Below are 20,449 nucleotides of genomic sequence, written 5' to 3' on the forward strand. Positions count from 1 at the left end.
CTTCGCGCTCGCAATCCGAGACATACAGATGCGGCTTGCCGAACCTATTCTTCGGAAGGCATTGGCTTCAGACTGGCTGGCGTTGAAGGGCGGCTATCCGCTCGGCCCCAATTCCTGTTCGCCACTTTAGGGCGGGGTCCTGCTCGGGATCAGGCACGGTGAGGTTTAAGCAATATCCAAATCTCGACACTTAAGGCGTTGGCAAACCGTTCGATATTGTCGATCGAAACGTTGCGCGCGCAGCGCTCGATGTCGCCGACATATGTGCGATGAAGGCCACACTCATCGGCCAAAACCTCCTGCGTCCACCCCCGCTCCTTCCGGAGACGAATGATGTTAAGCGCCAAGGTTTGGCGGGCACTCTGCGGCCTCTTCGACACCGAACCAAAGTCTTTGACTGATGACTATCAGTCGACCGACTATGAGTGACAATAATCGACTAGTCACCCAGCAGTTCGGCGCATGACACTCCAAGCGCGATTGCCAGCTTATCCAGCGTCTTGAGTGTTATGTTTCTCTTTCTTCCCTCGATGTCAGTCACATAACTGCGACTCATACCCGCTTGGTGCGCCAACTCTTCCTGCGTCCAGCCAGTTCTTCGCCTTAGGCGCACGACCTGGCGCGAGAGGAGCGCAATTGATGAGGTTCGACCGCGGGCCACGCCGATAAGACGCCGCAATGATGACTTTGCGTCGACCGACTATAAGTGACATTATGCACGCATAGGTTCTGGGCCTCGAGTGAACTCGACCATGTTGGTTGCTCCAATCAAATGTCGGATCGCAAGACCTGCTGCAGCAAAGGAGGCCGCGGACTCCGCCAGCGCTCGTAGTGGTGGCATCATCACGCGATTGAGGGCAGCGCGCAGAATCCTTTTGGGCGCGCTCCTATGTGCTGCTTCCCAGGCAGCGGCAGTAGAATTCTCGAGAACACCACAATTCGAAATTGCTGCCGGTCCGTTATCGATTGCTCTGATCGAGTTCGCCCAACAAGGTCGCCTTCAGTTCGTCGCACCGTCACGCGCGCTCGCGCGCTTGCGTTCAAGCGAGCTGCGGGGCGCCTACAAGCCTGCGGATGCGCTCGAGATCCTCCTGCGGTGCACCGGGCTTGAAGGACGCATCGAGGGCGATGTCATCTGGCTGCGACCCCAGCCCGAAAGCTCGCGCGATGACTGCAGGATCGAAGATGGACACGGCGCGATGGTTGCGAGCACGCTTTCGCCACCCGGCCACCAGCTTTGGTTGGGTAGCGCGCGCCAGGGTTGCGAAATGTCGCGTTTCCCTCGTTGCACGATGCGCGGCAGCGTAAGCGACGCTGACGCTCCGTCGCTTGCCATTACGCCGAACAGGGCGTTTGCTGAGCGGGGAATTCTCGCCGCTGCTTCGGGCTTGGGGTGAAGTGACGACCGATTATGTATACCCGCAGGCGAAGGCGCAGAGCGCCGGCGAGAGTGCGACGTCCGAGGAGGTGCGCGAAGAAAGCAGTTTTTCGCGCTTCTTCCGCACCGAGACGCCCCGCCTCGTCAATTATCTGCGCCGCTTCGTAGCGCCCGACACGGCCGAAGAACTCGCTCAAGAGGCGTTCGCGCGCGTCTTCTCCTCACAAGGCGAAGTCCGTTCGCCGAGCGGGCTGCTCTACCAAACTGCGCGCAATCTCCTGATCGATCGAAAGCGGCGTGAACGCACCGCCGGAATAGTGTTGGAGGACGGCGCCCCAACAGAGTCGGTGCCGGACGAAACCCCCTCGCCCGAGGACCAAGTTCTATTTCGCCAGCGGCTCGAGCGCGCCGCCAAGATGATCGAACGCATGCCGCCCAAGTGCCGGCAAGTCTTCCTGATGCAAGTGATTGATGGGGCAAGCTACGCCGAGATCGCCGCGCAGATGGGAATCTCCGTCGCCACCGTGAAAATGCACTTGGTGCGCGCTTTCGAGATCTGCGCCGCTCATGCCGATTCCGAAGGGATGCAGCACGGCCGTCACGGCAAACGTGATGCGAGCAAGAAGCCATGAGCGGACCCATCTCTCCCACCGTGATCCGCGCCGCCAACGAATGGCTCGTCCGGCTGCGCGACGAGAACGTGACTGGCGACGATCACGCGGCGTTCGACGCCTGGCTCAACACAGACCCCTGTCACGGGGCAGCCTTTGCGCGCGTAACGGAGCAGGTGTCCGACATCGGCGCGCTGGGACCTGCCTTGCACGCCTATCTCTCAGAGCGGCCCGCCCGCCCGCATTCGCGCAATCGCCGCACGATCGCTAGCGTTTCCCTCGCCGCGGCCGCGCTGATCGCGATCGGCTGGTTCAGCGTCCGCACACTCTCACCGCCCGTATACGCCACAGCGATCGGCGAGCAGCGCGCCATCGAGCTTGCCGACGGTAGCACCATCGAGCTCAACACCAACTCCCGCATCGTCGTACGCTTCGAAGAAGACGTCCGCTATCTCGAGCTCACCCGGGGTGAGGCGGTGTTCGATGTCGCTCACGATCCAACGCGTCCCTTCATTGTTGAGGCCGGCGACAACCGCGTGCGCGCGGTCGGCACTCAGTTTGCGGTCCGTTTGGCCGGCGAGGAGATGAGCGTCCTCGTCACGGAGGGCGTCGTTTCGGTGGCTGGAGAAATTGAAAGCGCCGCTGTCGCGTCCGCGCGCGAGAATGCGGCGACCCGTCTCGTGGCGGGACAGCGCCTTGATGTGGCCGACGGCGCGGCGGCGGTCGCGGTGCTGCCCGTGGCGGAGATCGAACGCAATTTGACCTGGCGTTCCGGCATGCTCCAGTTCGATGGCCAGAGCCTCGCCGATGCGGTCGAGGAAGTGTCTCGCTACACCGGCGCGCGTTTCACACTGACCGATTCCGACGTGCGCGAGCTTCGTGTCTGGGCTTACTTCCGCGCGTCCGATCTCGACGGCTTTCTCACCAATCTCGAATTGAACAATCCCTCGCTCGAGATCCGCCGCGAAGCCGGGACGGTGCACATCTCGAGACGACCTGCCTGACGTCAGCCGCTGCAATGGCGCCGCCAAGCGTTCGCTCCGCCGCGCCACGTTTGGAGTGGACAACCGAGGCGCAACACAACCTCGCCTTGCAGGCGTTCTCGTTCGCCGGCGTGGCTGGGCGGAGCTCGCGCCTTGAGGACCTATAAATTAGCGCAGTTCAGCAAGACGCCGTTCACCACGATCAAGGCAGCCGCGATAAGGCTCCGTAAGCCTTGTTCTGTTACCGCTCGCGAGAGCGCCCGGCTCTGTTCAGAGACTTTCGCGTCATGGTCCGCGTCATCGCCTGCGTTTTCGAGCAGCACAATCTCTGGCTTGTCGCTCTTGCGGCGCTCATCTGCGTGTCTGCATGCGCGGGCGTGTTCTTCGTGCTCGACGGTCTGACCGGCGGTGGCAGGACACGCCGGCGCTGGCTCTTCCTTGCCGGCTTGTTGTGCGGCGGCGGCACTTGGGCGACGCACTTTGTCGCCATGCTCGGCTACGAGCCTGGCCTGCCGATCGGCTATCATCTTGGCTGGACGGTCGCTTCTGCGCTGATCGGGGTTATGGGGGCCTGGGCGGCGCTCGAGATCTTCGACCGTTTTGAGCATGGCGTCGGTCAGATTGCGGCTGGCCTCGTGCTCGGCGGCTCCATCGTCGCTCTTCACTATGTCGGCATGGCGGGCGTTCAGGCGGCCGCCTCGCAACAATGGGCGCTTGATCTTGTCATCCCATCCTTCCTGCTGTGCGCGGGCTTTGCGGTGGGTGCGCTCCACGCCTATCGCCTCGCGCCCAGGCGCTATCGGATTTTCGCAGGCGCTGGCCTTCTGCTGCTCTCGATCGTCTCGCTTCACTTTACCGCGATGGGTGCGCTCACTTTGGCGCCCGACCCGCGTCTGGCGATGCCGAGCCAAGCGCTCGACCGCAACATGTTGGGCATCACCGTCGCTTCCGGGGCGGCCGCGGCGCTCTTCATGGGCGTGCTTATGGCGCTCGCCGACAGGCGCATCACGGCGACGGAGCTCGCCTCCGCACAGCGCGCGGCGGCGATGGCGCTGCACGATGCGCTGACCGGTTTGCCGAACCGGCGCAACTTGCGCGAGACGCTCGAACGTTTCCTCGCCAATTCCCGTCCGTGCTTTGCGGTTGTGGCCGTTGACCTCGACCGCTTCAAACCCGTGAACGACCTCTATGGGCACGCCGTGGGCGACGAAGTCCTGGTCAAGGCGGCGCGCCATCTCGCTGAGGCGGCCGCGCCCGACGGCTTTGCAGCGCGCCTCGGCGGTGACGAATTCGTGCTGGTGCTGCCGTTCGAAAGCGAAGACGGCCTCATCCACCAACTCTCGAGCCTGATCGCCCAATTCGCGCATCCGCTTCGATTGGGGAAGAATGAAGTTCGCGTTGGGGCGACGTTCGGCGTCGCCATCGCGCCTGCGGACGGCGATGACGCGGACACGCTGCTGCGTCGCGCCGACGTTGCGCTCTACCGGGCCAAAGGCGAGGGCCGCGGCCGGTTTTCGTTCTTCGAGCATGGCATGGACGCGCGGGTGATGGAGCGCGCAGCGCTGGAACGCGATCTGCGCGTCGCCATCGCCGAGGACGAGATCATCCCCTACTACCAGCCGCTGGTTCAACTCGCCTCGGGCTCTATCGGCGGCTATGAGGTGCTCGTGCGCTGGCCGCACACAGAACGGGGCCTCATTCAGCCAGACTGTTTCATTCCCATCGCGGTAGAAACCGGGCTCATCAACGAGATGACGTTCAATGTTTTGCGCCGGGCCTGCCGGGAGACGCTGAACTGGCCGGGCGCGCCGCGCATTTCGCTCAACATCGCCCCGGTCCAATTGCATGATCGGGCCCTGCCGCAGAAATTGCTCCAGGTTTTGTCGGAGTGCGGATTTCCGCCCGCTCGTCTCGAGATCGAACTTACCGAAGATGCGCTCGTGGCTGATCTTGACGCCGCGCGCACCCTGCTCGCCTCGCTCAAGAACATGGACGTTCGCATCTCGCTCGACGATTTCGGCACCGGCTATTCGAGCTTACGTCACCTTCGCGAACTGCCGTTCGACAGCCTGAAGATCGACCGCTCGTTCATTCGCAATATGTCCGATGACGAAGAGGCCCTCGCCATCGTGAAAACCATCGTTCAGATGGCCAAGTCGTTGGGACTGGGCGTCACCGCCGAGGGCATCGAGACCGAGCGCCAGGCCGCGGAATTGGAAGCGCTGGGCTGCGAGCGCGGCCAAGGCTACCATCTGGGACGTCCAGCGGCGAGTTTCGCGGCCGAGCTTGAACCTCGCGCCCGGGACGAACGCCTCCGCGCCGGCGCTCACCCTCGCAGTTGAAGCGCTCGCCGGCGAGGGCCGCACAAGCGCCCAGGCCGGGAGCCAACCGCCCCGTCGGCGACGATATGACAAGCGCGCGATGTGGGGCCCGAGAAGCGGACTAAAAGCAGCAGGCTGGGATTTCACGCATGCGAAGGGCCTCAGGTTCTCTGCGGCCGCGGTCGACACCGAAGCCATATCAAGCAGCGGGTCCGTTGACCCCCGGCGAACGCGGCCGACAGCGACAAAACCAAGCGCGCGACGTCGCGTCCGAACCAGCGGCGAACGCGGCGTTCTTGCCTTGTGCCCGCGGTAAGCTTTTCAAGCTCGTCGAAACGACGAAGCGCGCGAGGCGAATATCCACAAGAAGCTGAAGCGCGCGCAAAGCGCGCGCCAATGCGGCGACCGCCGATCGAGGACTGCGTCAGGACAGGCCAATGGACCGTTTTGTCGCTATGATCTGGGATCCGGTCGTCCAGACGCGAACGCACCAGGCCGAGCGCTGGAGCGAACGGCTGCGGCGCGCGTCCTCGCGCTGGCGCTGCGTGCTCGAGCGGCCGGGTTTGCGGGTGCTCGCGCTCGCCCATCGAGGACCGGCCCCGATCGCCGCAAACATCGGAGCTGGCGGCGCCTCTGCTCGGCCAGAGGCGGCGGGCGTCGTCATCGGCCCCATGTTCGAACGCGGAAACGAGGCGGGCGGGCGGGTGCGCGCGCTTTCAGACGCTGCGAGCGCGGCGATCCTCGAAAGCGGCGGCGATGCGCTGGTGCGCCGATATTGGGGCAATTACGTCGCCATCTGGTCAGAGCCCGAAGGTGGCCGCGTCGCTGTGGTGCGAGACCCGTGCGGCGCGGTCCCCTGCTTCGCCGCGCACGCGCAGGGCGTTGAACTCGTCTTTTCCCATCCCGACGATGTCGCCCGCCTGCCCGGAATTTGCTGGTCGATCGACTGGACCTATGTGCAGGCCTTTCTGCTGTTCAATTACTTCGTGACGTCCGCGACCGGGCTTGAGGGCGTGACAGAGGTGCTGCCTGGCGAGCGGCTCACTTTTGAGCGGCGCGGCGGCGCGGCGCGCGCTTTTGTCTGGAACGGCGCTGCGATCGCCGCCGCGCCCAAGCGGCAAAGCGCGGCGGCGGCAAGCGAAGAGGCGCGCGCGCTCGGCGAAACCTGCTTCCGCGCCTGGGGGCGCGAATACGCTTCGATCGTCGCCTCGCTCTCGGGCGGGCTTGATTCCTCTATTCTCATCAACCTCATGTCGCGCGTATCGAGCGCGCGCTTGACCGCGCTTCACTTCGTCGGCGCGGGCTATGAAAGCTACGAGCTGAAGCTTGCCCGCCTTGCCGCAGAACGCGCGGGCGTTGAGTTCATCGCCGTCGAACAGCACCCAGAACGCGACGACGTCGCGCGCGTGCTCAAGGCGCCGCTGCTGGCCCGCCCCAAGGCGCAGTCGCTCGCGGTTCTGATCGACGATCTCTCGGTCGAACTTGCCGAGCGCGTCGGCGCCGATGCGTTCATGATTGGACATGGCGGCGACAATCTCTTCCTGCAGCGGGGAGCGGCGCTGCATACGCTCAGCGATTATCTTCGCCTCGAGGGCCTCGGGTCGCGCGTTTGGCAGATCGCCTACGAAAGCGCAGTGCTAAAGCAGCAATCGGTCTGGGGCGTTCTTGGCGACGCCGCCGTCGGCGCCTGGCCGACGCGGCGCTGGGCGCCCTACGCGATGCTCGAACGCGGCGACTGGGCGGCGCACCGTCCGCTGACCAGTGAAGCGGCGGCGGCGCTGCCGCAGAGTTACAAGCTGCATCCTTGGTTCGCCGAGGCCGCCCGCTTGCCCCCTGGCAAAGGCGAGCACTTGAGCGCCATCGTCGCGCTCTACAATTATCACTTGCATCATGGCCGCGGCATCGAGCGCGACGTCGTCTATCCCTTCTTATCCCAGCCGCTGGTCGAGTTTGCGCTGAAGACGCCGACCTATGTGCTGGCGCACGGGGGTCTCGACCGCGCGATCGAACGCGCCGCGTTCGGCGACCTCATCCCGGCGGAGATCGTGCAACGCACCGGCAAGGGCGGCGCAGATCATTATCTGTTGCAGGTGCTCGAGCATCACTTTGGCTTCTTCCGCGAACTCATCCTCGATGGCGAACTCGCGCGCCAGAGCTGGATTGCGCGCGACAAGCTCGAGGCCATGCTGCAGCCGGGCTTCGCCGTCCAAGGCGCCGGCGCGCTTTTCATCTACCTGATGGCGGCGGCGGAAGCCTGGCTCTCAACCTGGCGGCGGGGCGGCGTCCGCGTGGCCGCCTGAGCGCGCCCACTGCCCGTCCGGCCAGACGCCCCCGTGAATATAATGTCACGATAGTTTCCTACCCTATTGCAACCTCTTGGTGTATGCCCGATAGGCGGGTCAGGTTCGACTTGCGGCGCGCGCATGAAGGCGCGCGTGACGCCGCGCACTGAAGCAGCCTCTCGCGGCGCGCTCGGACGATCTTGCTCCGCCATACGTCAAAGGCTCCGTTTGGATGGAGGAAAACCATGGTGGTTGAGCTCGGCGCGGTATCGGCGAAGACCAAAGGCACGATCTTCTTCATCTTCCTCGAGAACGGGCTCTTCCCGCTTCTCACCTTCCCGACCTAACCCGCCTCCTGAAGAGACTTGCGCGAACGCAAGCGGCGCAAACGCTCGCCTTCGCACTTCTTTGCTCGCCGCTCGCTCGGGCGGAGAGTGCTCGCGGCTGTCCGTAATCTATCAAATTTGAGGTGTATTATGCTGCTTTCGCTTGGCGCAGTGTCGAAGAAAACGCGCGGCACGATCTTCTACATCTTCCTGGAAAACGGCCTCTTTCCGCATCTGACTTATCCGACTTAAGGCCCGCTCGATCGCTCGCGTTCGGCGCCCCAAGCGGTTCGAGCGCGAGCCTTGGGCGTTTGTCTTCCCGCCTTAAGCGCGCATGCGCTCACCAGCGCCGCACCAGTTCGAGCGAGACGAACCGTCCAAGCGGGTCGAAGTTGGCGGGATCAAATCCGTTGCGCGCGCGCAGCCCCTCGCCCTGGGGACCGCTCGTGGCGGCGAACGGGACGTCTTCGTCGAACAGGTTGCGCACATTGAGCGAGAGCGTCGCCGGCGCCAGCGCCTCGCCCGTGTGTGCGCCCAGATCGATCGAGAAACGGGCGTCCCAGCTCATCCAGCTGTCGATCCGCGCCTCGCCGCCAAGCGCATAGGGATTGGCGTAGTCGTCGACATAGTTGAAGCCCAGCACGGTCTCAGTGCGGCCTCGCTCGAAACTCACGAAGGCGTGCGCGCGCAGATCCACCGGCCGGAGCGCAGTGTCCAGCACATCGTAAGTCGGCCCGCCCGGCGTGCGCTGTTCGTCGTAAGCGGTGAGGTAAGTCAGCCGCGCGCCGGCGCTCAGCTCTCCCCAGCGCAGCTCGGCGTCATAGGCGAATTCGAGATCGAGCCCTTCGACATGCGCGCGCCCCAAATTGCGCGCGCGGTTGTCGAGCACGCGGAAGTTTGCAAGTCCCGCGAGCGCCGCGGCCGCGGTGGCGGGATCGCTAAGATCGACCGGCGAAGCGTTGAAGATGTTGGGCCCGGTGCGCAGCAGCGCCTCGATCTCGCCAGCGCTCTGGGGCGCATATAGGATGTCGGGATAGCTCTGCGGATCGGCCAGCACCGCCAAGAGGTCGGGCGAACTCACCCTGTCGTCGTAGTCGATGCTGAAATAGGTGGCGCTGAGCGACAAGCCCGGCGTCTGCGAAGGCGCGAAGTCCACACCGAACGTCGTCGTGGCGGAGGTCTCGGGGCCGACATCGCCTGGACCGAACACGGTGAGCACCATGGCTGGAGCGCCCGAGACCGAAAGCGGGAGGATCTGGGTGAAGCGCCCGGCCGGATCGAGTTCGGTCCATGAAAATGACGGCGCGCGAAATGACTCGCTGTAGGACGCGCGCAGTCCGATCCAAGGCGCAGGCGCCCAAGCCAGTCCAGCTTTGGGGCTGAAGCGGTCGCCGAAATCGTGGCCCGCCGAGGCGTCCTCATGCTGATAGGCGCTGTAGCGCCCAGCCAAGGTGAGTTCGAGCTGCTGGTCCCCGGCCAAGAGCGGCAAGGCCGCCTCGCCGAACATGTAATCGACGGCGCGGCCCATTTCAGATTGGGTGAGCGCGCTTGCGTAATCTTCCTCCATGCGTCCGGCGCCGAGGCTGACGCGCGCGCGCCCGCCCGGCAATTCTCCCCACACGCCTTCAACCTGAAAACTCGCATCGAGCGCCGCGTATTCTGTGTCCGGGCGAAGTGTCTGCACCGATGTCCCCGCTGGCAGCTCGATCGCGACGATCTGGCGATTGTCGCTTTCGTTGGCGCCATAGCTCAGCGAGCCCGAAATGCGCCAAGCGGGCGCCATCCGATAATCGGCTTCGAAGGCGAGGAGATGATTGTCCGCTTCAGTGCGGTTGAACTGGCGCGCATTGAGATCGATGAGCTCGTATTCTGAATTGATGCGCCTTTGCCCTAGCGCTGCAAGGCCCGACAGCGTGAGGTCATCGCCTAGATCCTGAGAGAAACGCCCGATCAGGCTGATGCGCTGATCCTCCGGCGACACATCGCCCTCGCCGCCCGCCTGGGCGAAGCCGCGATCGCTGCGCTCGAGCGCCGACGCCGAGCGGGCCGAAAGCGACAGCAAGCCGTCGCCGCCGCGCCATTGCCGCCCCAGCGCCAAAAGCGCGCCCCCCTCGCGCAAGCCCCCTTGCGTGACCGCGCCAAAATCGGCGCGCGCTTCGGCGCCGTCGAGGTTTCGGCGGAGCACGATGTTGACGACGCCGCCGACCGCGTCCGAGCCGTAGATCGCCGAGGCGCCGTCGGTCAGCACCTCGATGCGTTCGATCGCGCTCAAGGGCAGGAACGAAAGGTCGGCCATGCGCCCCTCCGCCGCGAGCGGCAGGCGCCGGCCGTCGAGCAGCACAAGGCTTGTGCCGACGCCGAGCCCTCTTAAGTCGATGCCGTTGACGCCCTCCTGGTTGACGGCGTGGGCCGAACCTGGCCCGTACTGGGAGCGCGTGGCGAGGTTTTGCGTGAGCGTCGCGACAAAGCTCTCGGTCGTGAGCGCGCCAGTGCGTTCAATCGCCTCGCTGTCGTAGAGCGTGATCGGATAGCCCAGCGGATAATAGCCATGGAGTCTGGTGCCGACGACGACGATGTCCTCGCCCGCTGCCGGCGCGCTCATCCAGCGCCGGCGCATCTGTGCGACCGAGGCCCCGCGCGCGTTGGAGGCGGCGGGCGCGATCGGCTCCAGTCTGAGCGCCCCGCCTTCGATGCGGCCGCTAAAGCCGGTGCCCTCGAGCATTTGCGCGAGCGCCCGCGACGGCGCGAGCGCGCCTTCAACCGGGCGCGAGGCGAGGCCCTCCAGCGGCGCCGATGGCGCAACGAGCTGCACGCCGGCTTGGCGGGCAAACTCGATCAAGGCGCCTGCAAGCGGCTGCGCCGGAATGGCAAACGCGCGCTCCTCCTCCTGAGCTGAAGCCTCGGCGGGCGCGAGCGCAAATCCGATCGGCCCCGCGCAGGCGGCAAACGCGCTCAGAAGCGCAAAAGCGCGCGCGCGCCGGCTCATGGGCTCTCCCGGCGCGAGATCACGATGCGCTCGCGCGCGCGTTCGACCCGCAGGTTGGGCGCAAGCTGGGCGAGAAAGCCGTCAAGATCGTTTGCGCGGAAATACGCCACGAACGGCTCGCGGGCGATGTCTGGGTCAGCGAACGCGAACACCGCGCCGGTATGGCGCGTCACCTCCGCCGTCACCACCGCCAGCGGCTGGCCGTTGAATTGAAGCATGCCCGAACGCCAGGCGAGCCTTCGCTCGATCTCGGCGCCGTCGAGGCTTGCGCGCTCGGCGCTGCGCTGGGTCAGGCGCAAGAGCTCGCCCGCATTGACGATCTCGCTCGCGTCTTCGCCGGCATGGGTCGGCGCCATGGCGACGAGTCCTTCGCTGACCAGAACGGCGACGGCGCCGTCTTCGGCGAGGCTCACCGCAAAACGGGTGCCGAGCACCCGCACGCGCGCATCGCCTGCTTCGACCTCGAACGGACGTTGCGCGTCGTGGACGACCTCGAAGAACGCCTCTCCGCGATCGAGCCTCACTGAGCGGGACGAGCCCAAAACCATGTCGGCGCGGCGATAGACGATGGCGCTGTCGGTATTGAGCTCGACATGGCTGCCGTCCCAGAGTTCGAGCGTGCGCTGCTCGCCCACAGCGCTCGACACCGAGGTCGGCGCAAAGCCCCACCAGCCGAGCCCGGCGGCGAGCACTGCGCAGGCCGCGAGCGCGGCGGCGAACGTCGGCGCCGGCGCAGCCCAGGCGCGGCCGGCGCGCCCGCCGTTCTCATCGGCCGCTCGGCGCAAGCCCGCAAGCGCCGGCGCGGCCTGGCGTACGGCCTCGACTGCGCTCGCGACGCGCTCGAACTCGGCGCGATGGCGCGGATCGGCTTCGACCCAGGCTCTGAAGGCCGCCCGGTCAGCCTCGCTGACCGCATCGCCCTGCAGCCTCACCAGCCACATCGCGGCGCTGCGGCGCACGGAATTGGCCATTGCTGCTTCCTCCCCGCCGATCGCGCGCTGTCAAGGCGAGCGGGCGCGCCGCAAGCCGGTGCGCGTTTGGCCTTCGCGCTCGGCCCACTGCGCGCACGTCTCGAACGCCCGCAGCAATTGTTTCTCCACCGCCGTATGCGTCATGCCGCAGCGATCGGCGATCTCGGCGTATGAGCATCCTTCGCTCACCCGCAGCAGGAACACGCGCCTGCATTTTGGGCTCATGCGCGCAAGCATGTGCGCGGTCCGCTCGAGCTTGAGGCGCCAGTGCACTTCATCCTCCGGCGATGGACGCGGGTCTTCAAGCCCGTCGACATTTGTATCGCTGGCGCGCCAGCGGCTCTCGGCGCGCTTGCGGTCGACGGCGAGGTTGCGCGCCGTTCGATAAAGCGCGCCCGCCGGCGAGCGCACCCGCGCGCGGGCCTCGTAGATGCGCGCAAACGCCTCCTGGGCGAGGTCCTCGGCCTCGGCGGCGGCGCCGAGGCGATGCAGATAGGCTCTGAGATTGGGCCATTCACGTTCGAAGAAGCGGACAAAACCGTTGCCGAGGTCCGCCTCCGCTTGCGCCTGCGCGGCCGCTCCGCGCCCGCTACGCGCCGCCTGTGCGGCGGCTGCGTTCTGCGGCCTTGCTGGGTCGAGGCGGATGATGTTCGGCTGTTGCATCGGCCTTCACCAACTGCGCGGACGGCCCGAGCGGCCGCGAGAGAACAATTGCCCGGTTTCCAGCATGCGCCAGACCGCCTCCTCCTGGCTTCGCGCGCCGAGCCGCAGGCATGCGCTTTGGCGCATGCTGCGCACCGTGGTGATCCGCACGCCCAAGGCTGCCGCCACTTCGCGCGGACGCAAGCCCTCCAGCGTTGCAAGCGACAGACAATCATGCTCGCGCTGGGTCAAAAGATCGGTCTGAGCGAGCTTGGGCCGCTGCAGAGCGATGATGTGATGAAAGGCGTAGGCCGCCATTCGCATGGCGCGCGCGATCGCAATGGGCGCCTCGCGCGCGGGCGCAAGCGAGCAGGACGCCGGCACGATCGCCCCGCGCACGCGCTGGGTGACGCCGCTCATGAGCCCCGCCCTCTCGATCTCCTCGAGCCAGCTGCGCCCGCGTGCGTCGAGCGCGCCGCGGAAGGCGGGGTCGGACCAGGCGAACGCCTCCGCGATCGCCTCCGCGCCTTGAAAGATCGGATTGAAGGCCCCCTCGCGCTGCGGCGCCAGAAGCTCGGCGCGCGCCTCGCCCCAATTGTGCGCAAAAACGCTCAAGCTGGCCCATTGCTTGGGCGCGCCGTGCGTCACCAGCGCCACGTGCTCGAACCCGAGGCGGCGCATGGCCTGAACGAAGAGACGCCCGGTTGCGGCAGGCGTGCGCGCGCGGTCGCATTCATCGGCGAAACTGTCGAACAGCGAGGGCGGCGCAAAGCCCGCATCGGGCGAGGCGGCCTCGGCGCTCGCTTGATCGGCCGCCTGCTCGGCGCATGCGCCGGCCTGGCCTGCGTCTCCATCAGCCAAGGACAGCTTCGAGAGGACGCCGCCGCGCATCAGGTGAGCTCCGCTACTACCCGCATCTAACGATCACTCTACCCACGATGCAACATTAAATTGTCTCCGGCTCATTGCTCCTCTCCTGATTGCGCCGCCACATCCGGGCGTAGGCGCCTTCGGCGGCCAAGAGCGGCGCATGCGCGCCCTCTTCGACCACCTGCCCTGCGTCGAGCACGATGATCTTGTCGGCGTGCGCCGCCAGCGAAAGCCGGTGGGTGACGATGAGCGCAGTCCGCCCGCTCGCCGCTTCGAGCATGTCGGCCCAGACTTCGTTCTCGGTGATGGCATCGAGCGCCGAGGTGGCTTCGTCGAGCACGAGGATGGGGGCGCGCTTCAGCGCCGCGCGCGCGATCGCGACGCGCTGGCGCTCGCCGCCCGAGAGCTTGAGGCCGCGCTCGCCCACGAGCGTGTCGAGCCCTTCCGGCAGGCGCGCCAACGTCGCGCCAAGGCGCGCGCGGCGAACCGCCTCTTCGATCTCCTCGGCGCTTGCGTCGGGCCGGGCGAAGGCGATGTTGCGCCGGAGCGTTGCATTGAAGAGCACGGTGTCTTGCGACACGAGCGCAATCATTGCGCGCACGCGCTTGATCGGCGCGCTCTCGACGTCGAGCCCGCCGATCAGGATGCGTCCCGCTTCGGGCGCATAATAGCGCAGCAGGAGCCGCACCAGGGACGACTTGCCGGCGCCCGACGGACCGACGACCGCGGCGACGGTTCCGGCCGCAACGGTGAAGCTCACGTCCGACAGGATCTGGCGCTTCTCGCCATAGCGGAAGCGAACCGCCTCAAAGCGGATCTCCGGCGCGAGCTTGTCTTCCCTGTGCTCCGGCGCCGAAAGCGATCGCGCGCTTGGCGCGTCTTTCCCTGGCGCCGGGCGGGCGCGGGATGGAGCGGTCTGCGATTCAACTTCCGTCTCCGGCGCAAGGCGCAAGAACTCCGCCCACCGCTCAAGATAGACCGCCCCCTGCGCCATGTCGCGCAAGGCAAACCCCATCATCTCGATCGGGCGCACCAATTGCAGCATGTAAGCGTTGAGCAGCGCAAAGTCGCCGATCGTGATCTCGCCAAGCAAAAACGCCCGCGCGCCGAGCGCCAGCACCAGAGCGAAGGAGATCGCGAACACAATGGCGGCGAGGAGACCGTTCTCACATCGGCGCGCATGAAACACCCGCCAGCGCCGCTCGGCTTCGCCTAAGAGATCGTGATAGCGCTGGCCGATAAAGTCTTCGGCGCCAAACGCCTTGACCGGTTCGACATTGACCAGCCCGTCGTTGAATTGGCCGCCGGCCTCGATCTGCGCCGCCGACACTTCGCGGGTGGGTCCGGCAAGGCGTCTGACGCCCCAGGCGAATACGATGGCGTACGCGAAGATCGCGCCTGTGACGACGAGCCAGACTGCAAGGTCGAACACCTCTATCACGACGACGGTGATCAGCACCGCTTGCACGACAACCGGCAGCACCGAGAACGTTGCGTGCGTCATGATGATGCGCGCGCCCTGAAGGCCCAAAGTCAGGCTCTGCGCGAGGCCGCCGGTGGGGCGGTCAAGATGAAAGCCCATCGGCAAGGCGAGGACATGGGCGAACATGCGGGAATTGAGCCGCTGTTGCAGCCGCTGTTCGCCGGTGCCAAAGCAATAGGCCTGCGCCTGTTCGGCCAAGCGCGCCCCGCCCAACGCGCCGACATAAAGAACAACCAAGGCGAGCGGGCCGGCGCCCGCCGCACCTTGTCCAGAGAACGTATCCAGCAGGAATTTGAGCGCGACGGGCGCGGCGACGGCGAGCGCGGCGGCGGTCGCCGCGGCCGCAACCGCCGCTCCAAGGCGCAGCCATACGGCGCGATCGGCGGCGCCGATGAACAAACCGACCAGCACATGCGCCGGCCGCGGCGCATCAGCCGCTTTCCGATCGCGTCCGCTCCCGCCCGCCTTCGCCATCTGAGGTAGCTCGTGGGTAGCTCGCCAATCTACCTTGGGTAGCAGACCGGCCTTGCGCGGCCAAGTGAAAGCTCGGACACGCTAGGGGTCGATCCCCGCGAACGAGGCCATGATGGGGAGATCGGTCACTGCGCGGCGCGGGCGGAAAGCCGAGGCGGACGCGGGGCGCGCAGCCTTTGGCCGGATGACGTCTTTAAGATCCGCGTCTTGCGCAAAGGAGCGCCGTCAGGCCCCCGCGCTCAGGCGCCGGGCGACGGCCGCTGCGAGGCGCCAATCGTTGACGCGCCACTTCTGGAAGGCGCGCTTGAGATAGAATTTGAGCGTGTTCTCCGAAAGCTCTAGCGCGCGCGCGGCCTCAACGCGCGAGCCGTGCTTGCGCAGCGCCTCGAACATGGCGCGCTCACGCTGATCGGGCGCAGCCAGGGCGTCTTCGCCGGTGAAGCGCGGGCGGGCGACGGCGAGCGCGGCTGCAGCTTCGAGCGCATCGGCTCCCGATTGCATTGGCGCAAGACGTGCGGCGAGCGCGCAGGTCTCTTCGAGCAAGCCCGCGCCGTCCTCGAAGAATGGCGCTGCGCCTACATCCGCTCCGTATTCGGTCAGGAAGCGCGCCAAGGCGGACGCGGTCTCGCCCGCTTGGCCGAGCGCCTGCGCCGCCGCGGCGTCGAGCACGAGCGCGCGCGCGCGGACGCGCCGCGAAGGGCGCCCGACCGCCAGCAAGGGTCCCAGCAACGCCCGCGCCTCGCGTGGCGCGCCGCAAGCAAGGCGCCGCCGCGCAAGCGCGAGCGCAGCCCAGGCAAAGCGCGGGCAAGCATCGCTGCCGACGCGCCGTTGCAGGCGACGCGCGAGCGAGCCGGCGGGAGCGGTTTGACGCGCACGCAGCGCGAGCGTGAGTTCCTCTGCGTCAAACATGTCGCGCGCATGCGCCCAGCCTTGCGCCTCGGCTTCGGCGCGAGCGCTCTGCAGCACGGTGCGCGCTTGGCCGAATCCCGACGCCTCGCACGCAGCGCGCGCCGCCAGGCGCGTGCTCTCGCAGGCGAGCGGCGCAGACATCGCCAGCAAGCGGGGCGCGTCTTCGCCCGCCAAGTCGTAGGACACCGGCGCCTCGCCGCGTTCGGCGGCGATGAGCGCTGCGATCGCCCGTCTCGCCGGCCGATAGCGCCTCTGCGCGCCGCCCAGAGCCTGCGCCGCTTCAAGCGCCTCGCTTGCCGCGCCTAGCCTTCCATCGGCGAAGGCGACAAATGCGAGCGTCGCCAAGGCCAATTCACGCGCGAGGGCGCCTTCCACTTGCGCCGCCTCAAGGCCTTGCTTTGCACAATCGAGCGCCTCTTCAAACGCCGCGTCGAGCAGCGCGTGGGCTGCGCGAATGTGCCAGAGCAGCGCCTTCTCGCCGACCTCTGCAGCGAGCAGCGATGCGCGTTCCTCCGGCCCGAGCGGGCTTGCGCGGAGCGCGCGCTCCAACGCGCGCCAGACCAATGCCGTGCTCGCTTCGGCCCGCTCTGACGAGGACGCAAAGGCGGCGCGCGCGCAATCGAACGCGGCCTCGATGTGTTCGCGCGGCGCCCCGGCGTCGAACAAGGCCGCAGCGCGCAGCGCGGCCAAGGTCGGCGCTTTGGCGAGCGCTGGGTTGTCCTGTGCCGAGAGGCGAGACTGCGCGGCGCCGAGCGCAGATAAGCTCCACAGCCTTGGGGCTCTGAGCTCAAGCTGCGCCAGCGCGCTCCCACCTGCCGAGGCGGCGATGGCGAAGGCCTGGTCCCAGTCCTCCCGCTCAGCCGCAACGCGGGCTGCGCGCTCGCGTCTCTTGCGCTGCTCGGGCGCCGGCAGGGCGGCAAAGCGCGGCGCCAAGAACTGATCGAGTAGAACATGGCGACGCCAGGCGTTCGCGTCGGCGAATACGAGCGCACCGCTGCGTTCGAGCCGGTCGAGACAAAGGGCGCTGGCGCCGGCCTCGCGCACGGCGTCGGCGCTCTGCGCGTCGAGCCGGCTCAAAAGCGCGGTGTCGACCAGGAAACGTTTCAGATCCTCCTCGAGCGGGTCGAACGTCTCCTCGGCGACAAATGCGCCCACTGGGCCGCTTGCGCCAGCGATCGCGTGCTGTGGCGAAGCGCCCGCCGCGATCAAAGACCGCGCAAGCGCAAGCGCAGCGGGCCAGCCTTCGCTGGCGCGCCACGCCGCCGTCGCCGCCTCCTCGCCTCCAGCTAGAAAGTCGAGCGTTTCGGCTTCGGTGAACGCCAAGACGTCAGCATGAAGCGTTCGCACGAGGCCTTTGGCGGCCAAGGCGGTCGCGCCGATGCGGGGCGCTGTGCGCATGGCGAGCGCGATGCGCGCCGGCGCGCGCGCGCCCGCGAGCAGAGCGCGCATGAAGGCGTTTGCGTCCCGCGACGCGGCCAAATGATAGTCGTCTATGGCGAGCAGCACCGGCTCGCCGGCGCGCGCCAGCGCCTCGCCAAGGCGCGCCCCTTCGGCGGCGGGCGGAGCAAGAAGGTCCGGCGCGAACGCGCAAACGCCGCCGAGGACAGCGGCGACGTCATCGCGCAGGCGCTCGAAAGAGGCGTTGGCGGCAGTGATGGAAAGCCAAGCGCGCGCGCCCGTCGCGGCCTTGAACAAATGTGTGAGCAGGACGGTCTTGCCATAGCCCGCGGGCGCCTGAACGAGGAGCACAGGCTTGTTCGCCGCTTCAAGCAGGCGTTGGCGCAGCAATGATCGGCCCGGTTGCGGCGGCGGCGCAAACCGAGGGGCGTACGCGCCTCTTTCGAACTCACTCGGCGCAGCGGTGCGTCTTGCGCGCTTGGCGCCAGCGTCGGATCTCGAGCGAATGCGTGCTGAGCGCGCCATGACAGGTCGTTCATCCAAACCGGCGCGGCCGCGCCACGCGTCGACGGGATTGGCCGCTGCTGGAAAGACGTTTGGGACCGCCCTTTCCTACCGCTCTGGCTCAGCGCCCCATCGTTCTGACGAAGAAGCCTTGCGCTGGCGCAGTGCAGGTGTGGTCGCCGGGGAGCAGAAGGTGTCGCATGCGCCAACTCCAGTCCGCCGCCGAACGCGCCTATGAGGAGATCAAGCGGCGGGTGATCGCGGGGCGGCTAGGCGCGGGGCGAATTGATTTGCAGCGTCTTGCCGACGCTTTGCGCATGAGCCAGACGCCGGTCCGAGAGGCGCTCGCGCGCTTGGCCGCCGAGCGCTTAGTGGACGCCTCGCCCGGCTATGGCTACGCCGTGGTGTTGCCGACGGCGCGCCAGCTCCGCCAGCTCTACGATTGGAGCGGCGAGCTCGCGGACCTCGCCTTATCGGGTCCCTCACTTTGCCCGCAACCGTCGACGGCCCCTTCGCGCGGCAACCTTACGGCGCCCGAGACCTATGCGGAGGGCCTCAGCGCGCTTTTGTGCGCCATCGCCGCCAGCGCCGACAACGCTGAGCTTCTGGCGCAAACGCGGCGAACCGGAGAGCGCCTTTATCAAGCGCGCTTGATCGAGCCTTCCTTCTTCGCTGGAGCGCTCAAAGAGCTGCAGTCACTGGAGGCGGCCTGGGTCAGCGGCGAGCAAGACAGCTTGCGCGCCGAGCTCAAACGCCATCACGGCGCGCGCGCCGAGGCGGCCTCCGTCCTTTCAGAAGCGCTCGCCGCCAGCGCCGAGACCGCACGAGCCGCTTGGTCTTAGTCGGCCAAGAAGAGCGCGCCTTGCGCTGGCGCACGGAAATGCTTCGCCGCTGACGCGCGCAGCGGCCCTGGCGAGGCTCGATGCGAGACCGGCGCGCGCTCCAAAGCGCCGTGGACGAACACAGGCCGGACGCGCCGCCAGCGACGTCAAGCACGAAAGCCGTTGCCCCGCCTCGATCGGGATGATATTTAGGCTTTCTCCTAAATATCGGAGGCGCAGATGAGCGCGGTCTCAATGTCGGTTTCGTACTTCCCTAAGCCGGGACACGAGGATGCTTTGCTTCGGCTCGTGCTGGCGCACTACCCGGCGCTCTACGCTGCGGGTCTTGCAACGGAGCGTCCGCCCCAGATTTGGCGGGCCGTCGATAAGCGCACCGGCGCGGCATACTTCATCGAGATGTTCGAGTGGGTGAGCCAAGAGGCGTCAGATATCGCCCATCGCACCCCGGAGGTGATGGCGCTCTGGGAGCCGATGGGCGCGCACCTCGACACCATGACGCTCGCGCAAGTCGAAGCGATCGAGCCGCGCCTTGCCTGAACAAAGCGCCAAGCGCAAAGCCGAGGCGGTCGAGCGTGTGTTTCAAGCGCTGGCGCACGCCGCCCGCCGGCAGATGCTTATGACCATTCATTTTCGCGGCGGCGAGCTCTCTGCGGGCGATATCGCCGCCCGATTTGGCCACACCTGGGCGACGACCACAGGCCACCTCAACGCATTGGTGGAGGCAGGGCTTCTTTCTCGCTCGCATGACGGGCGCCGGCGGCTCTACCGCATTGATCGGACCATGCTTTCGCTCGCATCCGAGTGGCTGCGTTGGTTCGACGGCGACGCCGCAGAACAGACCCGCGCTGCCGTTGCAACGACTTACGCTAAGCCTTTGCGCCGAAGTGTGCGCAGAGCGTGACAGGTGCGGGCGCCTCCAGTTCTAGATCGCGGCAAGCGCCGAGAGCCAGCGTTCATTTTGGGTATCACTATGGGCCGGATCGCATTTCTGTTTGTTGCGGCCTTGGCGTTGGCTCCCGGAACTTGGACATCAACGATGACGGTGTCGAACAGAAATACGGCGACACCGGTCTTTACGTACGGATCTCTTGTTGTGCTGCGTGGATCGATCGCGTCGTTGAGCGCCGTGAGGCGCCGCTCACACGATGGGCAGAGAGAGCTCGGCCTCACGGGCGCGTGGATCGGCGCGGGTCGCGGCCGCGATGATTGCAATCGGGGCCGCGATGTCAGCGCTCGTCGCGTTCAAGCGTAAAAAAGGCGCCCCCTTCTCTGAATGATCGCTTTCCATTGCGGGGCGCTCAGCGGCGTTCTTGCTTAGCTTAGTCTCTTTTTTCAACCCCAAGGCCGGCAGAGACAAAAATGACCCAGCTTACTTGCCTTCGCTGCAGTTCGCCGATGGAGCGCGGCTTCACCGTCGACCACAATTTTGGATCATACGCCTCAACGGCGTGGCAGAAGGGACAGCCAAA

Annotated in this window: 15 protein-coding genes; 7 read left to right on the forward strand and 8 right to left on the reverse strand. The window is 66.6% G+C overall.

Annotated elements, in window-relative coordinates:
- Nucleotides 1-149: 149 nt before the first annotated feature.
- Together VEA80_RS01085 and VEA80_RS20365 are read right to left on the reverse strand one after the other, a co-directional pair.
- The gene (locus VEA80_RS01085; RefSeq protein WP_414731486.1) at nt 150-380 is read right to left on the reverse strand and encodes a helix-turn-helix domain-containing protein; all 231 of its coding nucleotides are present in this window, start codon (nt 378-380) and stop codon (nt 150-152) included.
- A gap of 59 nt (nt 381-439) precedes the next feature.
- The gene (locus VEA80_RS20365) at nt 440-661 is read right to left on the reverse strand and encodes a helix-turn-helix transcriptional regulator (protein ID WP_349257190.1); all 222 of its coding nucleotides are present in this window, start codon (nt 659-661) and stop codon (nt 440-442) included.
- A gap of 692 nt (nt 662-1,353) precedes the next feature.
- On the opposite strand from VEA80_RS20365, the gene VEA80_RS01090 reads away from it, so the two are divergent.
- The 4 genes from VEA80_RS01090 (at nt 1,354) to VEA80_RS01105 (ending at nt 7,593) form a co-directional block, all read left to right on the forward strand.
- Nucleotides 1,354-2,010 carry an RNA polymerase sigma factor gene (locus VEA80_RS01090; protein WP_325058831.1) on the forward strand — a complete coding sequence of 219 codons (657 nt, stop codon included), beginning with the start codon at nt 1,354-1,356 and terminating at the stop codon, nt 2,008-2,010.
- Nucleotides 2,007-2,993: a FecR family protein gene (locus VEA80_RS01095; RefSeq protein ID WP_325058832.1), complete on the forward strand. Its 987-nt coding sequence runs from the start codon at nt 2,007-2,009 to the stop codon at nt 2,991-2,993. The genes VEA80_RS01090 and VEA80_RS01095 overlap by 4 nt, the downstream gene beginning before the upstream one ends.
- 266 nt (nt 2,994-3,259) lie before the next feature.
- Complete coding sequence (locus tag VEA80_RS01100) at nt 3,260-5,314, forward strand: putative bifunctional diguanylate cyclase/phosphodiesterase (protein WP_325058833.1); 2,055 nt, start codon at nt 3,260-3,262, stop codon at nt 5,312-5,314.
- Nucleotides 5,315-5,730: 416 nt separating this feature from the next.
- A complete protein-coding gene (locus tag VEA80_RS01105; protein ID WP_325058834.1) occupies nt 5,731-7,593 on the forward strand; it encodes an asparagine synthase-related protein in 1,863 nt (620 codons plus the stop codon).
- Nucleotides 7,594-8,241: 648 nt separating this feature from the next.
- Here the strand turns inward: VEA80_RS01105 and VEA80_RS01110 are convergent.
- The 6 genes from VEA80_RS01110 to VEA80_RS01135 form a co-directional block, all read right to left on the reverse strand.
- Complete coding sequence (locus VEA80_RS01110; protein ID WP_325058835.1) at nt 8,242-10,887, reverse strand: TonB-dependent receptor; 2,646 nt, start codon at nt 10,885-10,887, stop codon at nt 8,242-8,244.
- A complete protein-coding gene (locus tag VEA80_RS01115) occupies nt 10,884-11,858 on the reverse strand; it encodes a FecR family protein (RefSeq protein WP_325058836.1) in 975 nt (324 codons plus the stop codon). The genes VEA80_RS01110 and VEA80_RS01115 overlap by 4 nt, the downstream gene beginning before the upstream one ends.
- Nucleotides 11,859-11,888: 30 nt before the next feature.
- On the reverse strand, nt 11,889-12,521 hold the full coding sequence (locus VEA80_RS01120; RefSeq protein WP_325058837.1) for an RNA polymerase sigma factor: 633 nt from the start codon (nt 12,519-12,521) through the stop codon (nt 11,889-11,891).
- Between the two features lie 6 nt (nt 12,522-12,527).
- Nucleotides 12,528-13,391 (reverse strand): helix-turn-helix transcriptional regulator, encoded by an 864-nt coding sequence (locus tag VEA80_RS01125; RefSeq protein WP_325058838.1) that lies wholly within the window; start codon nt 13,389-13,391, stop codon nt 12,528-12,530.
- A 55-nt stretch (nt 13,392-13,446) separates the two neighbouring features.
- Nucleotides 13,447-15,327: an ABC transporter ATP-binding protein gene (locus tag VEA80_RS01130; RefSeq protein ID WP_325058839.1), complete on the reverse strand. Its 1,881-nt coding sequence runs from the start codon at nt 15,325-15,327 to the stop codon at nt 13,447-13,449.
- Between the two features lie 225 nt (nt 15,328-15,552).
- Complete coding sequence (locus VEA80_RS01135; protein ID WP_325058840.1) at nt 15,553-18,024, reverse strand: hypothetical protein; 2,472 nt, start codon at nt 18,022-18,024, stop codon at nt 15,553-15,555.
- 314 nt (nt 18,025-18,338) lie between these two features.
- Here VEA80_RS01135 and VEA80_RS01140 point away from each other — a divergent pair, with 314 nt between their 5' ends.
- From VEA80_RS01140 to VEA80_RS01150, 3 genes are all read left to right on the forward strand, one after another.
- Nucleotides 18,339-18,980, forward strand: a complete 642-nt coding sequence (locus VEA80_RS01140) for a GntR family transcriptional regulator (protein WP_325058841.1) — start codon at nt 18,339-18,341, stop codon at nt 18,978-18,980.
- A 219-nt stretch (nt 18,981-19,199) separates the two neighbouring features.
- On the forward strand, nt 19,200-19,517 hold the full coding sequence (locus tag VEA80_RS01145) for a hypothetical protein (protein WP_325058842.1): 318 nt from the start codon (nt 19,200-19,202) through the stop codon (nt 19,515-19,517).
- A gap of 37 nt (nt 19,518-19,554) precedes the next feature.
- Nucleotides 19,555-19,881 carry an ArsR/SmtB family transcription factor gene (locus tag VEA80_RS01150; RefSeq protein WP_325058843.1) on the forward strand — a complete coding sequence of 109 codons (327 nt, stop codon included), beginning with the start codon at nt 19,555-19,557 and terminating at the stop codon, nt 19,879-19,881.
- Nucleotides 19,882-20,449 lie beyond the last annotated feature (568 nt).

It is taken from the genome of Vitreimonas sp. (genome assembly GCF_035627415.1).
Lineage (GTDB): Bacteria > Pseudomonadota > Alphaproteobacteria > Caulobacterales > Aquidulcibacteraceae > Vitreimonas.